The organism is Mucilaginibacter kameinonensis (genome assembly GCF_003675385.1).
Classification (GTDB): Bacteria; Bacteroidota; Bacteroidia; order Sphingobacteriales; family Sphingobacteriaceae; genus Mucilaginibacter; species Mucilaginibacter kameinonensis.
This window is the reverse complement of record NZ_RCWZ01000002.1, coordinates 172,167-187,917: the sequence shown is the minus strand read 5'-3', so window position 1 is coordinate 187,917 and position 15,751 is coordinate 172,167. Positions and strand designations below refer to the sequence as shown.

Below are 15,751 nucleotides of genomic sequence, written 5' to 3'. Positions count from 1 at the left end.
AATTCGGTACGCAAATTAATTAAATCCGCCGGATAAACTCTGAGAAATTGTAAAATGGAACTGGCCTTTATTTGCATCCGGTTGTCCCGGTATTTTGTCAAAGCCATAACCATAATCTAACCCAAGTAAGCCAAATATAGGTAAAAATATCCTTGCGCCCACACCTACCGAACGTCTTACGTTAAACGGATTAAACTGGCTAAACTGGTTCCAGGCGTTACCACCTTCAGCAAAAGCTAACAGGAAGATAGTTGCCGACTGGCTTGCGATAACCGGGTGACGAAGCTCCAGGGTGTATTTATTGTAGATAGCACTACCGGTGTTGGTATTCTGATTTTCGTTTGAACCTTCAGGCACAATCGAGAAGTTTTGGTAACCACGTAAACCGATGATCTCGCTACCCTGTAAAAACTGATAGCTCTGCATACCGTCGCCACCTAATTTAAAGCGCTCAAACGGTGAAGGACCTACTTCGTGGTTGTACTGACCAAGGAAACCAAACCTCACCTGCGACATCAATACAAACTTACCTACCAGTTTCGAGAACCACTGCGCATCATATTTAAATTTATAATACTCAACAAAGTGGTAACGCTGTTCTGGAGTAGCAATACGGTAGTTGATATTGTTAAACAATGAATATGGCGGTGTAGCCTGGATAGTTAGCTTAATGTTTGAACCCTGTGTTGGGAAAATCGGCGCATCTATCGAGTTACGTGTCAATTCCTGGGTTAACTTGATGTTATAAGAGGTACCGTTTGTAAACAGGTAACCGGTATAGTTATCAAGGCTATAGTGGTCAAAGTTAAGTGAGTAGTTTAACTGGAAATAGTTATCAGGCCATTTCAAACGTTTACCCAATGTAACACCCACACCGTTAATACGCAGGTTGTTATAGTAAGGGCTTGATTTTGGATAGTACTGACCGGTTGAACTTCCCTGCGTATAAGCTGATAACGCAAAGTAGATTGGCTTTTTACCACCTAACCATGGCTCAGAGAATGTGAACGAGAAGTTTTGATAAGTACGACCGCTTGACTGTCCCCTTAAGCTCAGTTTCTGACCATCACCTTTTGGCAGTGGTTTGTAAGCTTTTAGGTGGAATATGTTACGGATAGAGAAGTTGTTAAAGGTTAAACCTAAAGTACCTACCAACTGGCCACCACCAAAACCACCCGAAAGCTCGATCTGGTCTGAAGGTTTTTCAACTACGTTATAAACCAAGTCAACAGTACCATCCTGCGGATTGATATTGGTTGGCTTAGGCTCTGTTTTTTGCTCATCGAAGTTACCCAGCTGACCAATTTCACGCGCACTGCGGATCAATAACTCTTTGTTGAATTTTTGACCTGGCTTAGTCTGGATCTCGCGCATTACCACTTTATCATTGGTAACATCGTTACCTTTTAACATAACGCGGTTAATAGTATACTGCGGGCCTTCGTAAATCCTAACATCAACATCAACAGTATCATTATATACCCTTGTTTGTACCGGATCGGCATTGAAGGTTAAGTAACCGTCATTCAAATAAAGTGATGAAACGTCATCGTTACCCGGAGTTGGGCCACTTAAACGTTTGTTTAGCTCATCTTCGCTAAATACGTCGCCTTTTTTAACATGGAGGATCCTGTTTAACAGATCAGTATTATATTTAGCATTACCCGAAAACTTAACATTACCAAAGTAATATTTAGGACCTTCGTATACTTTAAGTTTTACGTTTACAGTTTCATCATCGTGTTTCCAAACAGAATCGCTCAGGATCTCGGCGTCACGATATCCCCTGCCCTGCATTTTTTCAATCAGGTTCTGTTTATCTTCTTCGTATTTATCCTGCTTAAATTTCTTTGAGCCAAACAGGTTATACCATTTACGCTTACGGGTTTTGCTTAAAAATCCGCGCAGGGTACCTGTTTTAAATGCTTTATTTCCTTCAAAAATAACGTCGTTAATTTTAACCTTGGTCTTTTTATCAATGGCGACATCCAAAATAACGCTGTTAACATCACCCTGATCTTTACGCTGGGTAATGGTAACTGTAGTATTTAAGAAACCTTTTTCGTTAAAATGCTTTTTAATAATAGCAGTTGTTGTACTGATGAGGTTTTCGTTTACGATTTTGCCCACGCGGTCGTTCAGTTTTTTCTGAACGTCTTCAATCTCGCCTTTACGAATACCGGTCAGGTGCATACGTGATAAACGCGGACGTTCAGATACGGCAATTTCCAGGTAAACAGTATCCATATTAATTTTGGTGATGTTTAACTGAACATCATCAAATAAACCCTGTTGGTACAAGGTTTTAATTACCTCGGCATTACGTTCGCCCGGAAGGTTGATACGATCGCCTTTGGTTAATTTGGATAATTGGATCAGGATGTCTTTATCAAGATATTTTGCGCCACTAACAGAAATACCACCAATAATATAATCTTTAGGATTAAGATAACTTAAACTATCAGCCGGTATCGATTTTGACAGTGTAGGCCTCGGCCCGTTGGATATCTGGGCGAAAGCCGTAGTAGCCAAAACCGAGAAAAGAATAGCAAAAAGAAATTTATACATTCGAATATTTTAGTGGGCTAAAAATAATTTATACAGTTGTTAAAATTTGTTAAAAGTAAAAATTTAGTTCACCTGCTCGCTTGTTAGGCCAAAACGGCGCTCGCGTTTCTGGAAATCAATCACTGCTTCATACAGGTCTTCTTTCCTGAAATCGGGCCATAATTTAGTTGTAAAATACAACTCGGCGTAGGCAATCTGCCATAATAAATAATTACTAATACGGTATTCACCACTGGTTCTGATCAGCAGTTCGGGGTTCGGCATATCGCCGGTAAAAAGGTTTTGTTCAAAAACCTCCTCATTAATATCGTTCACATCAAGCTCGCCATTTTTTACTTTTATGGCGATATTTTTTGCCGCACTCACAATTTCACGGCGCGAGCTGTAACTCAAAGCCAGCGTAAGCACCACACCGGTATTGCCGGAAGTTGTTTCGATAGCACTATTAAGTTCGCGGAGACATTTTTCGGGCAGCATATCCAAATCGCCAATGGCGTTAAGCCTGATGTTATTTTTCATAAAGCCGGGAACTTCTTTATGAATGGTAGTTACCATCAGCTCCATGATCGCCATAACCTCCAGTTTAGGACGGTTCCAGTTTTCGGACGAAAATGTATATAAGGTGATATATTTAATACCTAACTTATCGGCACCCTCAACAACATCCCTAACAGACGTTACACCGTTGTGATGGCCAAATATTCTTAATTTGCCTTTGCCTTTTGCCCAGCGCCCGTTGCCATCCATAATGATAGCCACATGCTGTGGTAGTTTCGACAAATCAATCTGATCCAAATAATCCATATTACTCATTATCAAAAACCACCCCGTACAAACACACTCGTGTAAAATTTTCCATCAATACTTATGGTCTGCTATATTCGGTTGTTAGACTAATCAATTAAAATTAACCCGCATCTGCCATTTTTACCACGCAAATTGACGGATTTTTCAGGGTACAAAGGTAAAACTTACTTTGTATTTTTTTAGTATCCCGCACTAAAAGAAAATGTTATTGCGAATAATACATTAAAACAAGCTAAACAGCTATAAAAACCATCATTTTTCGTAATATTTAGAATAAAATAAAAAACCGGCGGCCACTATCTGTTTGATAATGAAAGCCGCCGGCCATGAAAAGCTACCTGTAAATTTGCTTACAATAGCGTTACATTATTATATTCCTTTTTGTTTAAGCGCATCAACGTCTTCGGGTTTAATATCAACTATGGCATATTGCTGGATACCCGTAATAGCAAGTTCATCAAGTGTACTCACCAAATTGCTGTATTGCGATTTATCGCCGGGCTTCACCAACACAATCATGGATTTGCCTGTTTGATCATGTACCTTTTTATTTACATCAATAAGCGCCTTGCGGATGCCATCAGCTTTAAAATCTGTTATTGAAGGCGCGATAATCGGATTTTTGAGCTCACCTAAAAAGTACATTGCCTTATTATTCTTACCCAGGCATACGGTTAAGGTACGACTGGCCCCCACCGGTTCACTTTGCTCCCCTACCGGCATAGCCAGGTCCATCGCCTTTGATTTGGCCAGGGTGGTTGTCATAATAAAAAAGGTAATGAGCAGGAATGCCAGATCGACCATTGCAGTAAGATCAACACGGGCGTTCATTTTTTTGCGTTTGTGCTTTCCGCCACCATTTTGGGAAGATGAATTTAATTCGGCCATGACTTTAAGATTTAAGGTTAATAATTAATCACAATACTAAATTACAAAACACAACACATAAACAGAATTAAATATTGTATTTTAATTTAAAAACGAATTAAATATTGTTTTATTGTCTAAAAAGACACAATAATTCCAAGGCGGGTCTATGCTGTAACCGAGAGATTTAGTAGATCAGAAGTAACAATTGGCGGTTACGAAAGTAAATGAGATGGTAAGATTGAGAAAGAAGTAAGTATCATGCGATTTGAAATCGCCGCGTTGAGAGCCAACGGTACCGGTATAAACGCCTGTCTTTTCGCCCGAACGGTCTGAAAGACCGGCAACAAAAGCGCTCATTTTGGTTTTATCGGCGTATACCCCACTCACGTCATCAAGATAATCGGTAAAGGCATAACGATATCCCATATCGGCCATGATGGTAAATTTGCCCGAAAGGTTATACTTAATACCTAAACCGTAAGGAATAACAACAGTATTATTACCGTAAGGTTTAAGCTGGCCTTCGGTTTTAAGTTGCCTTAAGCCAACTTCATGACCAAGATAATCCTGCGCCCGGGGGGCATAAGACGTTATGCCTATACCTGTAAATATATAAGGTGTGTATTTATTCCGGCCGGCATCGGGAATATAATTCATGAAATTAAATTCGCCGGTAAGGCTAACCTCACGCAATTGGTCTTTAAAGTTGAGATTACGTTCGCGAAATTGCGGATAACCGGAACGGCTGTCATAAGCCGCGATATTGCCGATGCCAACATTAAGCTTAGCTGAAAAATAGCCGTCGAAATTCCTTTTGCCAAATATGCCTGCCGATACGCCGCTTATCTTAACAGGATTATTGGGATTAAGATCACCAATATAACCCGCGCCGCCTATCGAGCCGCCTATTTCCCAGGTTTGGGCCTGCAGCTGATAAGTTAAAAACAAGAATATCGCTAAAAGTAGATATTTAGGCATTAATCAAATTTAGTAGTTACGGGCGTCAAGGCCCCAAAGCAATTTATTCCTTAACGTAGTTAAGTAACTTTCATTACTAAGCCTTATTAAATTTAACTGAAAACTGGCCTTTTGTACATGAAACTTAACTGTCTGATCCAACACTTCCGTTCGCGAATCGCATGAAATGATGTAATTGGCACTCCGGCTTTCAACCTCAAAGCAAAGCTTGCTGGTATCCGGGATAACTATTGGCCGCACGTTAAGGTTATGCGGCGATACCGGGGTTACAACAATACTGTTTGACTGCGGGAAAATAATAGGCCCGCCGCAACTTAATGAATAAGCCGTTGAGCCGGTTGACGTAGAGATAATAAGCCCGTCGCCCCAGTATGAATTTAAAAACTCATCATTTAAAAACACATGGGTTATAATCATGGCGGCATCATCGCGCTTATGGATAGTTATATCATTAAGTGCGAAATTATTACTACCAAAAACGTTAGGGTTTGAGTCGACAGTGAGCAGCTCCCTGCAATCGCAGGTGAATTGTCTGTTCACTACAGCATGAATGGCTGCGGTAATATCACTTTTGTTAACACTGGCCAAAAAACCAAGGCGCCCAAAGTTGATACCTATAACAGGGATTCCCGAATCGCGGATCAAGGTAACCGTATCAAGCAGGGTTCCGTCACCACCAAGCGTAATAAAAATATCAATAAAGCCTTTCAATGTTTCGGCCGGACGCAGTACTTTATATTGTACCGTGGTTAGCTTATCCTGCAAGTATTCGTGAAGTTGCTGATGTACGTAAATATCAACACCGTGTTGTGCAAGGCTATCAAAAACCTGCTGTATAAAAGGTAAAACAGATGGCTCATTAAATGGCCTGCCGTAAACTGCTATTTTCATTTTTTAAAAAAGCGAATATCGAACTTTGAAAGTACATTAATGCAGCAAGGCATAAATAATTAATACCGGCACACCCCTTTCGCTCCAATTACCTCCTGATTTGCCTGTTATATAATCTATACCACTATAAGGACAAACCCCATGCTATTGTTTGCTTATATTTCCGAATAAGGCCTTTTTAATTGCTTTAACAGATAAATAACTTCAAAGTAAAATAATTAAGTTTAACTATTTTGGCCTATCTTACAGCTATTAACAACGGTTATTTATAGATGGATCAAACCTTTACCCAAAAATTATCCAATATACAGTCAATTGCAGATGAACTTCCCTCCGCCCTGATTATACATGAGGTTGAAACATTGCAGATAGTGTATATGAACAGTGTAGGCCTTAATATATTGGGTACAACGCTTGATGAACTGAAGGCCATGGGGCCGGACACCTATCACATAAAATATTTCAACACTGAAGATAGCGACGAATATGTGCCTAAAATATTACATCTTATAAAAAGCCGCACCCAGGAACATATATCTTATTTTCAGCAGGCCCGCGCCTCACAACATGCCGAATGGCAGCTTTTTGTTAGTACTACTAACGTTTTTGCGCGCAATGAAACCGGCGACGCCACCCACATTTTAACTTTAGCCAGTATGCTGGATCCCGTTCATCACATCACTACTAAGGTGAACCGCCTCATGGACGATATCTCGTTTTTACGGCGAAACAACCTGCTGTTTTTAACGCTCACCCGGCGCGAGAAAGAAGTGCTGAAATACATAGCCATGGGCATGAGCTCGGCAGAGATTGGCACCACGCTATTTATTGCCCCGGCCACCGCCGAAACCCATCGTAAAAATATCAAGAACAAACTGCGGTTAAAAAATCATTATGATGCCGTGCGGTTTGCACAAGCTTATAATTTGGTTTAGACTTAAGATTTCAAACGTAAGACTACAAATTAAGATAATTCATGAGGGAATCATACCTATCGCGGGCGGTATCGTTGATATCTTTATGATTGAAGGTAGCTTTGATATCGTACTCATACCTTAGGAAACTGGCTATAATACCTGAAATATCCTGCTTATTGATTTTAAGCGTAACCTCCATCCGGGTTGAATCCGGGAATGACTGAACGTAGGAGCTCAGGATCTGCGCATTATCCGACTCAACTATCTGAGCCATGTGCGCCAACGAGTTATTTTTATTATTAATCTCGAGCACAATGATCCCTCCCGGCTGTGCTACCGAGGTTATCTGTGCAAAATATTCTGTAATGGCGTTAATGGATATCAGGCCAAGATAGTTGCTTTTGGCGTCAAGCACTGGTACAACAGTTAGCTGCTGTTCGTAAAACAAACGGATAACATCATAGATGTGCTGATCTTCCAGTACGTACGGATTCACCAGCGAAAGTGCCAATGATCCTATTGGTGCCTGGTAATCGCTTTCGCCTATAAGGTCATCCTCGGCAAGCAACCCCAAAAACTGCTCTTCATTTACAATAGGCAAATGCCTGAGGCGAAACTCAACCATACGGTCCAGCACTTTCTGAATGGTATCAGAGGTGTGTACCGGTGGTATCGAGTCAGCTATCAGGTCAAGTGCTATCATCTACGCATTTACTTTGGTCTCTAATTTAGTTAAAAACTGTTTAAGTAAAACATTAAATTCTTCAGGATGCTCCATCATTGGGGCATGACCGCATTTATCAATCCAATGCAGCTCTGAATCCGGAAGCAGTTCGTTAAATTCAACAGCTACCTCTGGCGGCGTGATCTTATCGTTACGGCCCCAGATCAAAGATACCGGGATAGTGATCTTATGCAGATCTTTTTTCATATTGTGCCTGATGGCCGATTTTGCCATCGCCAGCAAGCGGATCACTTTATGCCTGTCGTTAATGGTCTGGAAAACATCCTGCACCAGATCATCAGTAGCTATAGCCGGATCGTAGAAAGTGAACTGCACTTTTTCGCGCACAAAATCTATACTCTCCCTGCGCGGAAATGAACCACCAAAGGCGTTTTCGTATAGGCCCGAACTTCCGGTTAAAACCAATGCTTTTATATTTTCGGGATGTGTAGTTAAATAAACCAGTGCCACATGTCCGCCAAGCGAATTGCCAAGTAAAGTAATATTACTAAGCTTTTTAAATTTTATAAACTTATGTACAAATTTCGATAAACTTTTCACCCCGGTACTGATCAGCGGCATGTCGTAAACCGGCAACATGGGGATAATAACCCTGTACTTTGATTTAAATTCATTAATAACCCCATCCCAATTACTCAACGCCCCCATTAAACCATGCAGCAGTAACAGCACTTCTCCTTCGCCCTCATCGATGTAACTAAAACCGTGTTCCTCTTTAAGCACGAACTCCATATAAATATCAAAAATTAATTTTCTAAATTATCCTATACCAAAATCACTTTTAGTATAAATTCCCGTTATTCCGCTGCAAAATTAGTTTATTACCAACGGCATTTAGCAAGTATAGTAATTATTTATCAATGTAGTAATGTTAAGCTTTCATTAAACAAGTTAACATTAAAACAACATAAACATTTAAAAAGCTCAGTAATAATTAAATGCTGATAGCTTAGCCCAGCAACTGTTTAACTACCTCTGATATTGTTTTACCATCGGCTTTGCCCGCAAGTTCTTTACTGGCCATACCCATTACGCGGCCCATATCTTTTACCGATGTAGCGCCTATCCTGCCAATGAGTTCTTCAAGATAACCTTCAATTTCAAACTTGCTCATTTGTTGCGGAAGGTACTCTTCAATAACCAGCATTTCGGCTATCTCAACCTGGTAAAGGTCTTCGCGGTTTTGTTCTTTATAAATATCTGCCGACTCTTTGCGCTGTTTTACCAGCTTTTGCAATACTTTGATCTCCGCGTCTTCAGTAAGTTCATCAGCAGCACCTTTTTCGGTTTTAGCTAATAACAATGCCGATTTAATGGCACGTAAGCCCTGTAAACGATCTGCCTGCTTAGCAAGCATAGCCAGTTTAATATCCTGGTCTATTTGTGTAATTAATGACATATCTTTAATTAGTGAATTGTTTTTGATGTGCAAATTTACCCCCTGAATATCGTACCCGCATTTGCCTGTGCTGTTGGCATGATCAATATATCATTGATGTTAACATGCGCCGGGCGCGATGCAATGAACCATATCGTTTCGGCCACATCTACGGCTGCAAGCGGTTCAAAACCTTCATATACCTTTTTTGCACGTTCCTTATCGCCTTTAAAGCGTACTTCCGAAAACTCGGTTTCAACCGCACCCGGATGTATCGCCGTAACCTTAATACCGTGTGGCAAAAGATCAATCCGCATACCTTTATTTAGGGCGTCAACAGCATGCTTGGTAGCGCAATATACGTTTCCGTTGGCATAAACTTCTTTACCGGCAATTGAACCCAAATTTATAATATGGCCTTTACCATTTGCTATCATCCAGTTTGATACCACGCGGCTTACATACAACAGACCTTTAATATTGGTATCAATCATGGTTTCCCAATCGTCGATGCTGCCTTTTTGAATAGGGTCAAGCCCCTGGCTTAAGCCGGCGTTGTTAACCAATACCGTTACTTTTTTCCATTTTTCTGGCAATGCCTCCAAATTACTGATAGTATCCTCGCGGTTGCGGACATCAAATGATGAAATCGCTACTTCTACATTATATTTATCATTCAGGTGTTTGGCCAGCTTTTCCAGCCGCTCCAACCGCCGACCGGTTAATACCAGATTATATCCCTCGCGGGCAAAAACGTGTGCGCATGCTTCGCCAATGCCGGCGGTAGCTCCTGTAATTAAGGCAATCTTACTCATAGGTTTGATAACTCTAAACAGCGAAATTATGTTTTTTAGTTTGAAATATTGTCGGTTGGGAGTAAGGTTGTTTTTGAATGTAAGTTAAAACATTCTTCCCCTATCAAAATCTGAAAAGATATCATAAACGAATTGTCATCCTGAGGAACGACGGATCTTCTCGCCTGGCATAGTGATTCTGAATATTGAAGAATATTCTTTGCTACCGCTCAGAATGACAGGCATTTTTAATTATAATTTATGCTTCTCTCCTACTCAAAAATCAGACTGAACATAATGGTGTGTAAACCCAATCTGCTAAGAGGCGCGGAATACGGGTTATTTTCGCTGATCAGCACATTACCTATCGAATTAGAAATCTTGATCTCAGGCGAGAGCTTAAAAAATTCAAAGTAGATATCACAACCTACACCAGCTTCGTACGAGGCGTAGCCGCTAACATTTTTCACCAGTTTTTCGGAAAGATCAAGATTGGCATCTGAGTTTTTCTTAGAGCCGATGGTCTGACTATATTTCAATCCACCAACTACGTAACCTCTGAAATCGCCCAACCTGTCTGACTTTAATTTTATTTGCAGGGGTACATCAACCGAAGTGGTCTGCACTTTTTTGTCCACATCTTCCGATGGGTCAACATATGAATAATGCAGGTATCTATCGGCAAAAATTAATGACGGCGTGGTGCGTACTTCCAGGTGCTCGGTAAGCCTGTACCTTGTTAAAAAGCCAACACCAAAGCCTGATGAGCTTTTTGAGCTGATGCTATTGAGCGGCCCTTTAATTTGCACACCGGTTTCATCTAAAAAAGGGCGACGAAAATAGGGTTGATTAACGATTTTGAAATCGCTGCTTACATAAGTAAAGCTAAAGCCAAAGCTCAAATCCTGCTGATCGGCACCGCCACCCCATGCAGGTACACGCTGAGCAAGCAATAAATTGCTGCTAAATATCAGTACAACTACAATTAGGTAACGGTTTATAATCATTTAATACCGGTGTATATTGAACAGATACCAAACGTTAAAGGCCTGCATTTGGTATTCTTAAAGCCTACTTTATCCATCAAAGCCACAAAAGAAGGTCCATCGGGAAAGGCTGCTACCGACTCGGGCAGGTAACTGTAAGCCCTCGCATCTTTACTAAACAGCTTGCCTATGCCTGGTGTAATATAGCTGAAATAAAAATTATATAACTGTTTTACCGGGAATACCTTGGGTTTAGAAAACTCAAGCACCACTACTTTGCCACCCGGTTTAAGTACGCGGTTGATATCTGTAAGGCCTTTCTCCAGGTTTTCAAAATTACGGACTCCATAAGCTACGGTAACGGCATCAAACTCTGCCCCTTCAAAAGGGAGTTTTTCCGAATCACCCAGCTTTACGCCAAACTTATCGCTTAAACCACGTTTGGCTATTTTTTGCTCGGCAATGTCAAGCATTCCCCTTGAAATATCAACACCGATAATTTTTTCGGGTTTCAGGATAGATAAAGCCTCAAAAGCAAAATCGCCTGTACCTGTAGCAACATCCAGTATCAGTTTTGGTTTGTCTTTTTTTAACTCGTTGATGGCTTTTTTTCGCCAGATGATATCAATACCAAGCGACATGAAGTGGTTCAGGAAATCATACGTTTTTGATATATTGTTGAACATATCCGCTACCTGTTCTTTTTTGGTAGCCTGCTGGTCATGGTACGGTGTTATGGTTTTGCTCATCGCGGGCAAAGATAATGATTGTATGCCGAATGCTTTAATATTAAGGCAGCCGAAAAATGAATACTGAAACAGCGCTGACAAGTTAACTCACCCCAACATCGCTGCGCTCGTCACCCATCTCTGCTTCGCAAAGAGGGGCTTTCATTATCTTACGTTTTCCTTACCCTCTCTACGCTTTGCGTAGAGAGGGTGGCCCAGCGAAGCGCGGACCGGGTGAGTAAACTATACACCAGGAAGTTAATACCCCGATATTAAGTTGCCCTGATTATGTAAATGTTAAGTCAATTCATTATTTTTAGAAACCAATTATTGCCGACATATGCCGGCAAATCACATTTAAAATTTGCTTCCTTATCCTTATGAAAGACGAACAAGAATCCTCGCGCCGTAGTTTCATTAAAAAACTAACCACTGCAACAGCGGCCGTAGCTGCCGGATCGGGCCTTTTAGCCAACCAAAGCCAGGCCAAAACTTTTTCAATCCAGAAACGCCTTATAGGCAATAGTCCTAACGACCAGGTAAACATTGCCCTCATTGGCGCCGGTGGCATGGGCACGCAGGATACCATTACCGCCCTTCAGGTGCCAGGCGTAAAACTGGTAGCCGTTTGCGACTTGTATGACGGCAGGCTGAAAGATGCCAAAACCCGTTGGGGAGCCGACATTTTTACTACCCGGGTTTATAAAGAGATCCTGAATCGGAAAGATATCGACGCGGTGATCATCGCTACTCCGGATCACTGGCACCAGCAAATTTCTGTTGACGCCATGCATGCCGGTAAACACGTGTATTGCGAAAAACCAATGGTGCACGCCATTACCGAAGGCCCGGCAGTGATCAAGGCACAAAAAGAAACAGGCATGATTTTCCAGGTAGGTAGCCAGGGTGTATCTTCATTAGGTAATGAAAAAGCGCACGAGCTGTTGAAAAGCGGAGCCATTGGCGAATTAAATTATGCCGAAGGTTTTTGGGCACGGCGGGCACCACTTGAGGTTTGGCAATATCCCATTCCTGAAGATGCATCGCCACAAACTGTTGATTGGGAAACTTACATCAGCAATACTAAAAAGCGTCCGTTTGATGAGAAACGCTTTTTCCGCTGGAGAAACTATACCGACTATGGCACCGGCATGGCGGGCGATCTTTTCGTTCACCTTTTTTCAAGCCTACATTTTATAACCGATTCTGTTGGCCCCAATAAAATTTACGCATCAGGCGGTTTACGTTTCTGGAACGATGGCCGCGAAGTACCTGATGTGCTTTTAGGAACTTTTGATTACGGTAAAACACAGGCGCATCCGGCCTTTAACCTTTCGTTGCGCTGCAACTTTGTTGATGGCACCAGCGGTACCACGTATCTTAAACTGGTAGGCAGCGAAGGCTCAATGGATATAACCTGGGATAAAGTAACCTTAAAACGTAACAAGATATTAGCTTCTGACGATCCGTTTTACCTTGATAAGCTCAAAAAAGCTGGAAGCGGCTACGCCGAACGTAAAAAAATGCTTCCGCCCGAAGAAATTGTTTACGATGCCGAAAAAGGGTATCTCGGCGGACCATATGATCACATGAACAATTTCTTCACCGCCATCCGTAACAAAGGCAAAGTAACCGAAGATGCCATATTTGGCTATCGTGCCGCAGCCCCTGCCCTGTTATGTAACGATAGCTATTATAACAATAGCCCAATGTTCTGGGATCCTGAAAAAATGCAGCTTATCAAAAAATAACAGTTTAAAGCAAATACCTTATTATGAAACAACAACTCAAAAAACTCGGGTTAGTACTGGCTGCCGTGGGATTGGTTTGCGTACAAACGTCGGCCATTCCTGTTAATGATCATAAACCTGCTAAACAGGCCACCCCTGCAAAAGGTGGCTGGGTAAACCTTTTCGACGGTAAAACACTAAAAGGCTGGCATGGCTTTAATAAAAAAGGCCCGGTAAAAAACTGGACCATTATTGACGGAGCCCTTGTTTGTCTTGGTGCGGCACAGGGTGATACCGGCGGCGATATTGTAACCGATAAAGCCTACACAAATTTTGAACTTTCATGGGAATGGAAAATAGACAAAGGCAGCAACAGTGGCGTGATGTACCATGTAGTTGAAGACCCTAAATACCACGCGAGTTACGAAACCGGCCCTGAGTACCAGATCATAGACGATGCCGGATGGCCTGATAAATTGGAAGACTGGCAAAAAACCGGTTGTGATTACGCCATGTACCTGCCAAATGCTTCAAAAAAAGTAGCACCGGTTGGCACCTGGAACACAAGCAAAATCGTTTTCAATAACGGGCATGTTGAACATTGGCTCAATGGCAAAAAGATCATTGCTTTTGAAGCCTGGACCGATGATTGGAAAAAGAAAAAAACCGAAGGCAAATGGAAGGATTATCCTGATTATGGCACCGCGAAAACCGGTTTGATTGCCTTGCAGGATCATGGTCACAAAGCCTATTTCCGGAGTATTAAAATAAAGGAATTATAAAGCAGTATAACTTTTTGCTTCGTGCCTGCGTATAACAGATTCTATAAAAGACTCATTGCGAGGTACGAAGCAATCCTTAACAGCAGGCAACCATGCAATATCGCCGGCAGTGGATTACTTCGCCGTTCCACCTCCCAATGATCGGGAAAGAAATAATCTTTTGATCCCCCGTTGCAAATATAACTCGCAATGAGTTTTTTTGTTTGTTTTTATCTGTTAATTAGCGAGTTGTAACAAATTTTCTATATTTAAACGGCGGGTAAACATCGTTAAATTACCATTTTCGTCTACCGGCCATTCTTCTTTGGGCTTATCCCAATATAATTCAACACCATTTTGATCAGGATCGTTCAGATAGATAGCTTCAGATACCCCATGGTCAGATGCGCCGGTGATCTGATAGCGGGCATCAATCAGCCTTTTGAGTATAATAGCCAGGTCTTTTCTTTCAGGATATAAAATAGCTGTATGGTATAATCCCGGTGCATATTCCGGAGCCGGTGAAGCGCCTTTGCTGTGCCAGGTATTTAAGCCTATATGGTGGTGATAACTGCCCGCCGAAATAAACGCAGCCTGATCGCCATACATCACCATTTTTTCAAAGCCCAGCAAAGCACAATAAAAATCAAGGGATTTTTGGAGGTCGCTCACTTTTAAATGAACATGGCCTATGCGGGTTTGAGCTGGTATTTTATAATCGTTCATAATATTACATGTTTAAACATCAAATTTAACTATTATTGCATTACTTTTTGTTTTCCTATTGTAAAACAAGCTTATAAATACGCGGAGGCAATTTATGCATGGGTGTTACCACAGTGAACGCATTGAGTAAAAATACTACCTTTGCAGAATGATCGTAAAATCGGCCGAATTTATTTGCAGCAATAGCCAGGTAAGCAAGTTACCGCCCCCCGTAAAGGCAGAGTATGCTTTCATTGGGCGCTCAAATGTGGGCAAATCATCCCTTATCAATACCCTTACGGGTAAAAAAGGACTTGCCAAAACATCGCAAACTCCCGGTAAAACACAGCTCATCAATCATTTTTTGATTAACGAGAGCTGGTACATTGTGGATTTACCCGGTTATGGTTATGCCCGTGCCTCCAAAACCGAAAAAGCCAAATGGGATAAGTTTATTCATACTTATCTGGATAAACGCGAGAGCCTGCAATGTGTCATGGTACTGATAGACAGCAGACTGGAGCCGCAAAAGATCGACCTTGAATTTTGCAACTGGCTTGGCGAAAAAGGGCTGTCATTTGTCCTGGTATTTACCAAAGCTGATAAACAATCGAGCGTTAAAACCGATCAAAGCATTGCCAAGTTTAGGAAAGCCCTGATGGCTACATTTGAGGAAGTGCCGCAGTTTTTCATCACATCATCAGAAACGCAACTCGGTCGCGAAGAAATACTGGAGTTTATTGATGTAGTAAATCAGAATTTTGAGGTTCCAACATTTTTGGGTTCCCCTCTTGAGAGGGGGCGCGAAGAATAGCGCGATGGCAGGGGTGTGTTATGCAAGCGATTAGCAACATCGCTTATAAAACAAATGAAGAAACACACCCTACACCCCT

At 41.6% G+C, this 15,751-nt stretch carries 16 protein-coding genes; 4 read left to right on the top strand and 12 right to left on the bottom strand.

The features are described from left to right. Positions 1–15: 15 nt before the first annotated feature. From bamA to EAH55_RS07795, 5 genes are all read right to left on the bottom strand, one after another. On the bottom strand, positions 16–2,568 hold the full coding sequence (bamA, locus tag EAH55_RS07815; protein ID WP_112567105.1) for an outer membrane protein assembly factor BamA: 2,553 nt from the start codon (positions 2,566–2,568) through the stop codon (positions 16–18). A 63-nt stretch (positions 2,569–2,631) separates the two neighbouring features. Next, positions 2,632–3,372, bottom strand: coding sequence for an isoprenyl transferase (locus EAH55_RS07810; protein ID WP_121810011.1), 741 nt, complete (start codon positions 3,370–3,372; stop codon positions 2,632–2,634). 372 nt (positions 3,373–3,744) lie between these two features. Continuing rightward, the gene (locus EAH55_RS07805; protein WP_121809155.1) at positions 3,745–4,263 is read right to left on the bottom strand and encodes an ExbD/TolR family protein; all 519 of its coding nucleotides are present in this window, start codon (positions 4,261–4,263) and stop codon (positions 3,745–3,747) included. Between the two features lie 174 nt (positions 4,264–4,437). Continuing rightward, positions 4,438–5,223, bottom strand: a complete 786-nt coding sequence (gene porG, locus EAH55_RS07800; RefSeq protein WP_121809154.1) for a type IX secretion system protein PorG — start codon at positions 5,221–5,223, stop codon at positions 4,438–4,440. 9 nt (positions 5,224–5,232) lie between these two features. Further along, positions 5,233–6,114, bottom strand: coding sequence for an NAD kinase (locus tag EAH55_RS07795; protein ID WP_112567096.1), 882 nt, complete (start codon positions 6,112–6,114; stop codon positions 5,233–5,235). Positions 6,115–6,386: 272 nt separating this feature from the next. Between EAH55_RS07795 and EAH55_RS07790 the strand changes: the two genes are divergently transcribed. Next, a complete protein-coding gene (locus tag EAH55_RS07790; protein ID WP_244228126.1) occupies positions 6,387–7,049 on the top strand; it encodes a response regulator transcription factor in 663 nt (220 codons plus the stop codon). A gap of 22 nt (positions 7,050–7,071) precedes the next feature. Here EAH55_RS07790 and EAH55_RS07785 read toward each other — a convergent pair whose 3' ends face one another. From EAH55_RS07785 to ubiE, 6 genes are all read right to left on the bottom strand, one after another. Further along, a complete protein-coding gene (locus EAH55_RS07785; protein WP_121809153.1) occupies positions 7,072–7,734 on the bottom strand; it encodes a CBS domain-containing protein in 663 nt (220 codons plus the stop codon). Continuing rightward, positions 7,735–8,508: an alpha/beta fold hydrolase gene (locus EAH55_RS07780; protein ID WP_114936417.1), complete on the bottom strand. Its 774-nt coding sequence runs from the start codon at positions 8,506–8,508 to the stop codon at positions 7,735–7,737. Between the two features lie 217 nt (positions 8,509–8,725). After that, positions 8,726–9,175 (bottom strand): GatB/YqeY domain-containing protein, encoded by a 450-nt coding sequence (locus EAH55_RS07775; protein WP_091221950.1) that lies wholly within the window; start codon positions 9,173–9,175, stop codon positions 8,726–8,728. 35 nt (positions 9,176–9,210) lie between these two features. Continuing rightward, entirely contained in the window at positions 9,211–9,969 is a 759-nt protein-coding gene (locus EAH55_RS07770; protein WP_121809152.1) for an SDR family oxidoreductase, read from the bottom strand. A 251-nt stretch (positions 9,970–10,220) separates the two neighbouring features. Further along, complete coding sequence (gene porT / locus EAH55_RS07765; protein ID WP_121809151.1) at positions 10,221–10,955, bottom strand: type IX secretion/gliding motility protein PorT/SprT; 735 nt, start codon at positions 10,953–10,955, stop codon at positions 10,221–10,223. Next, positions 10,952–11,683, bottom strand: coding sequence for a bifunctional demethylmenaquinone methyltransferase/2-methoxy-6-polyprenyl-1,4-benzoquinol methylase UbiE (gene ubiE / locus EAH55_RS07760; protein WP_121809150.1), 732 nt, complete (start codon positions 11,681–11,683; stop codon positions 10,952–10,954). The genes porT and ubiE overlap by 4 nt, the downstream gene beginning before the upstream one ends. Positions 11,684–12,042: 359 nt before the next feature. On the opposite strand from ubiE, the gene EAH55_RS07755 reads away from it, so the two are divergent. Both EAH55_RS07755 and EAH55_RS07750 read left to right on the top strand, forming a co-directional pair. Next, the gene (locus tag EAH55_RS07755; protein WP_121809149.1) at positions 12,043–13,413 is read left to right on the top strand and encodes a Gfo/Idh/MocA family protein; all 1,371 of its coding nucleotides are present in this window, start codon (positions 12,043–12,045) and stop codon (positions 13,411–13,413) included. Positions 13,414–13,436: 23 nt separating this feature from the next. Then, positions 13,437–14,174: a 3-keto-disaccharide hydrolase gene (locus EAH55_RS07750; RefSeq protein ID WP_121809148.1), complete on the top strand. Its 738-nt coding sequence runs from the start codon at positions 13,437–13,439 to the stop codon at positions 14,172–14,174. Between the two features lie 216 nt (positions 14,175–14,390). Here EAH55_RS07750 and EAH55_RS07745 read toward each other — a convergent pair whose 3' ends face one another. Continuing rightward, positions 14,391–14,879 carry a VOC family protein gene (locus tag EAH55_RS07745; protein ID WP_121809147.1) on the bottom strand — a complete coding sequence of 163 codons (489 nt, stop codon included), beginning with the start codon at positions 14,877–14,879 and terminating at the stop codon, positions 14,391–14,393. Between the two features lie 148 nt (positions 14,880–15,027). Between EAH55_RS07745 and yihA the strand changes: the two genes are divergently transcribed. Further along, positions 15,028–15,672, top strand: coding sequence for a ribosome biogenesis GTP-binding protein YihA/YsxC (gene yihA, locus EAH55_RS07740; protein WP_121809146.1), 645 nt, complete (start codon positions 15,028–15,030; stop codon positions 15,670–15,672). The last annotated feature ends 79 nt before the right edge of the window (positions 15,673–15,751 follow it).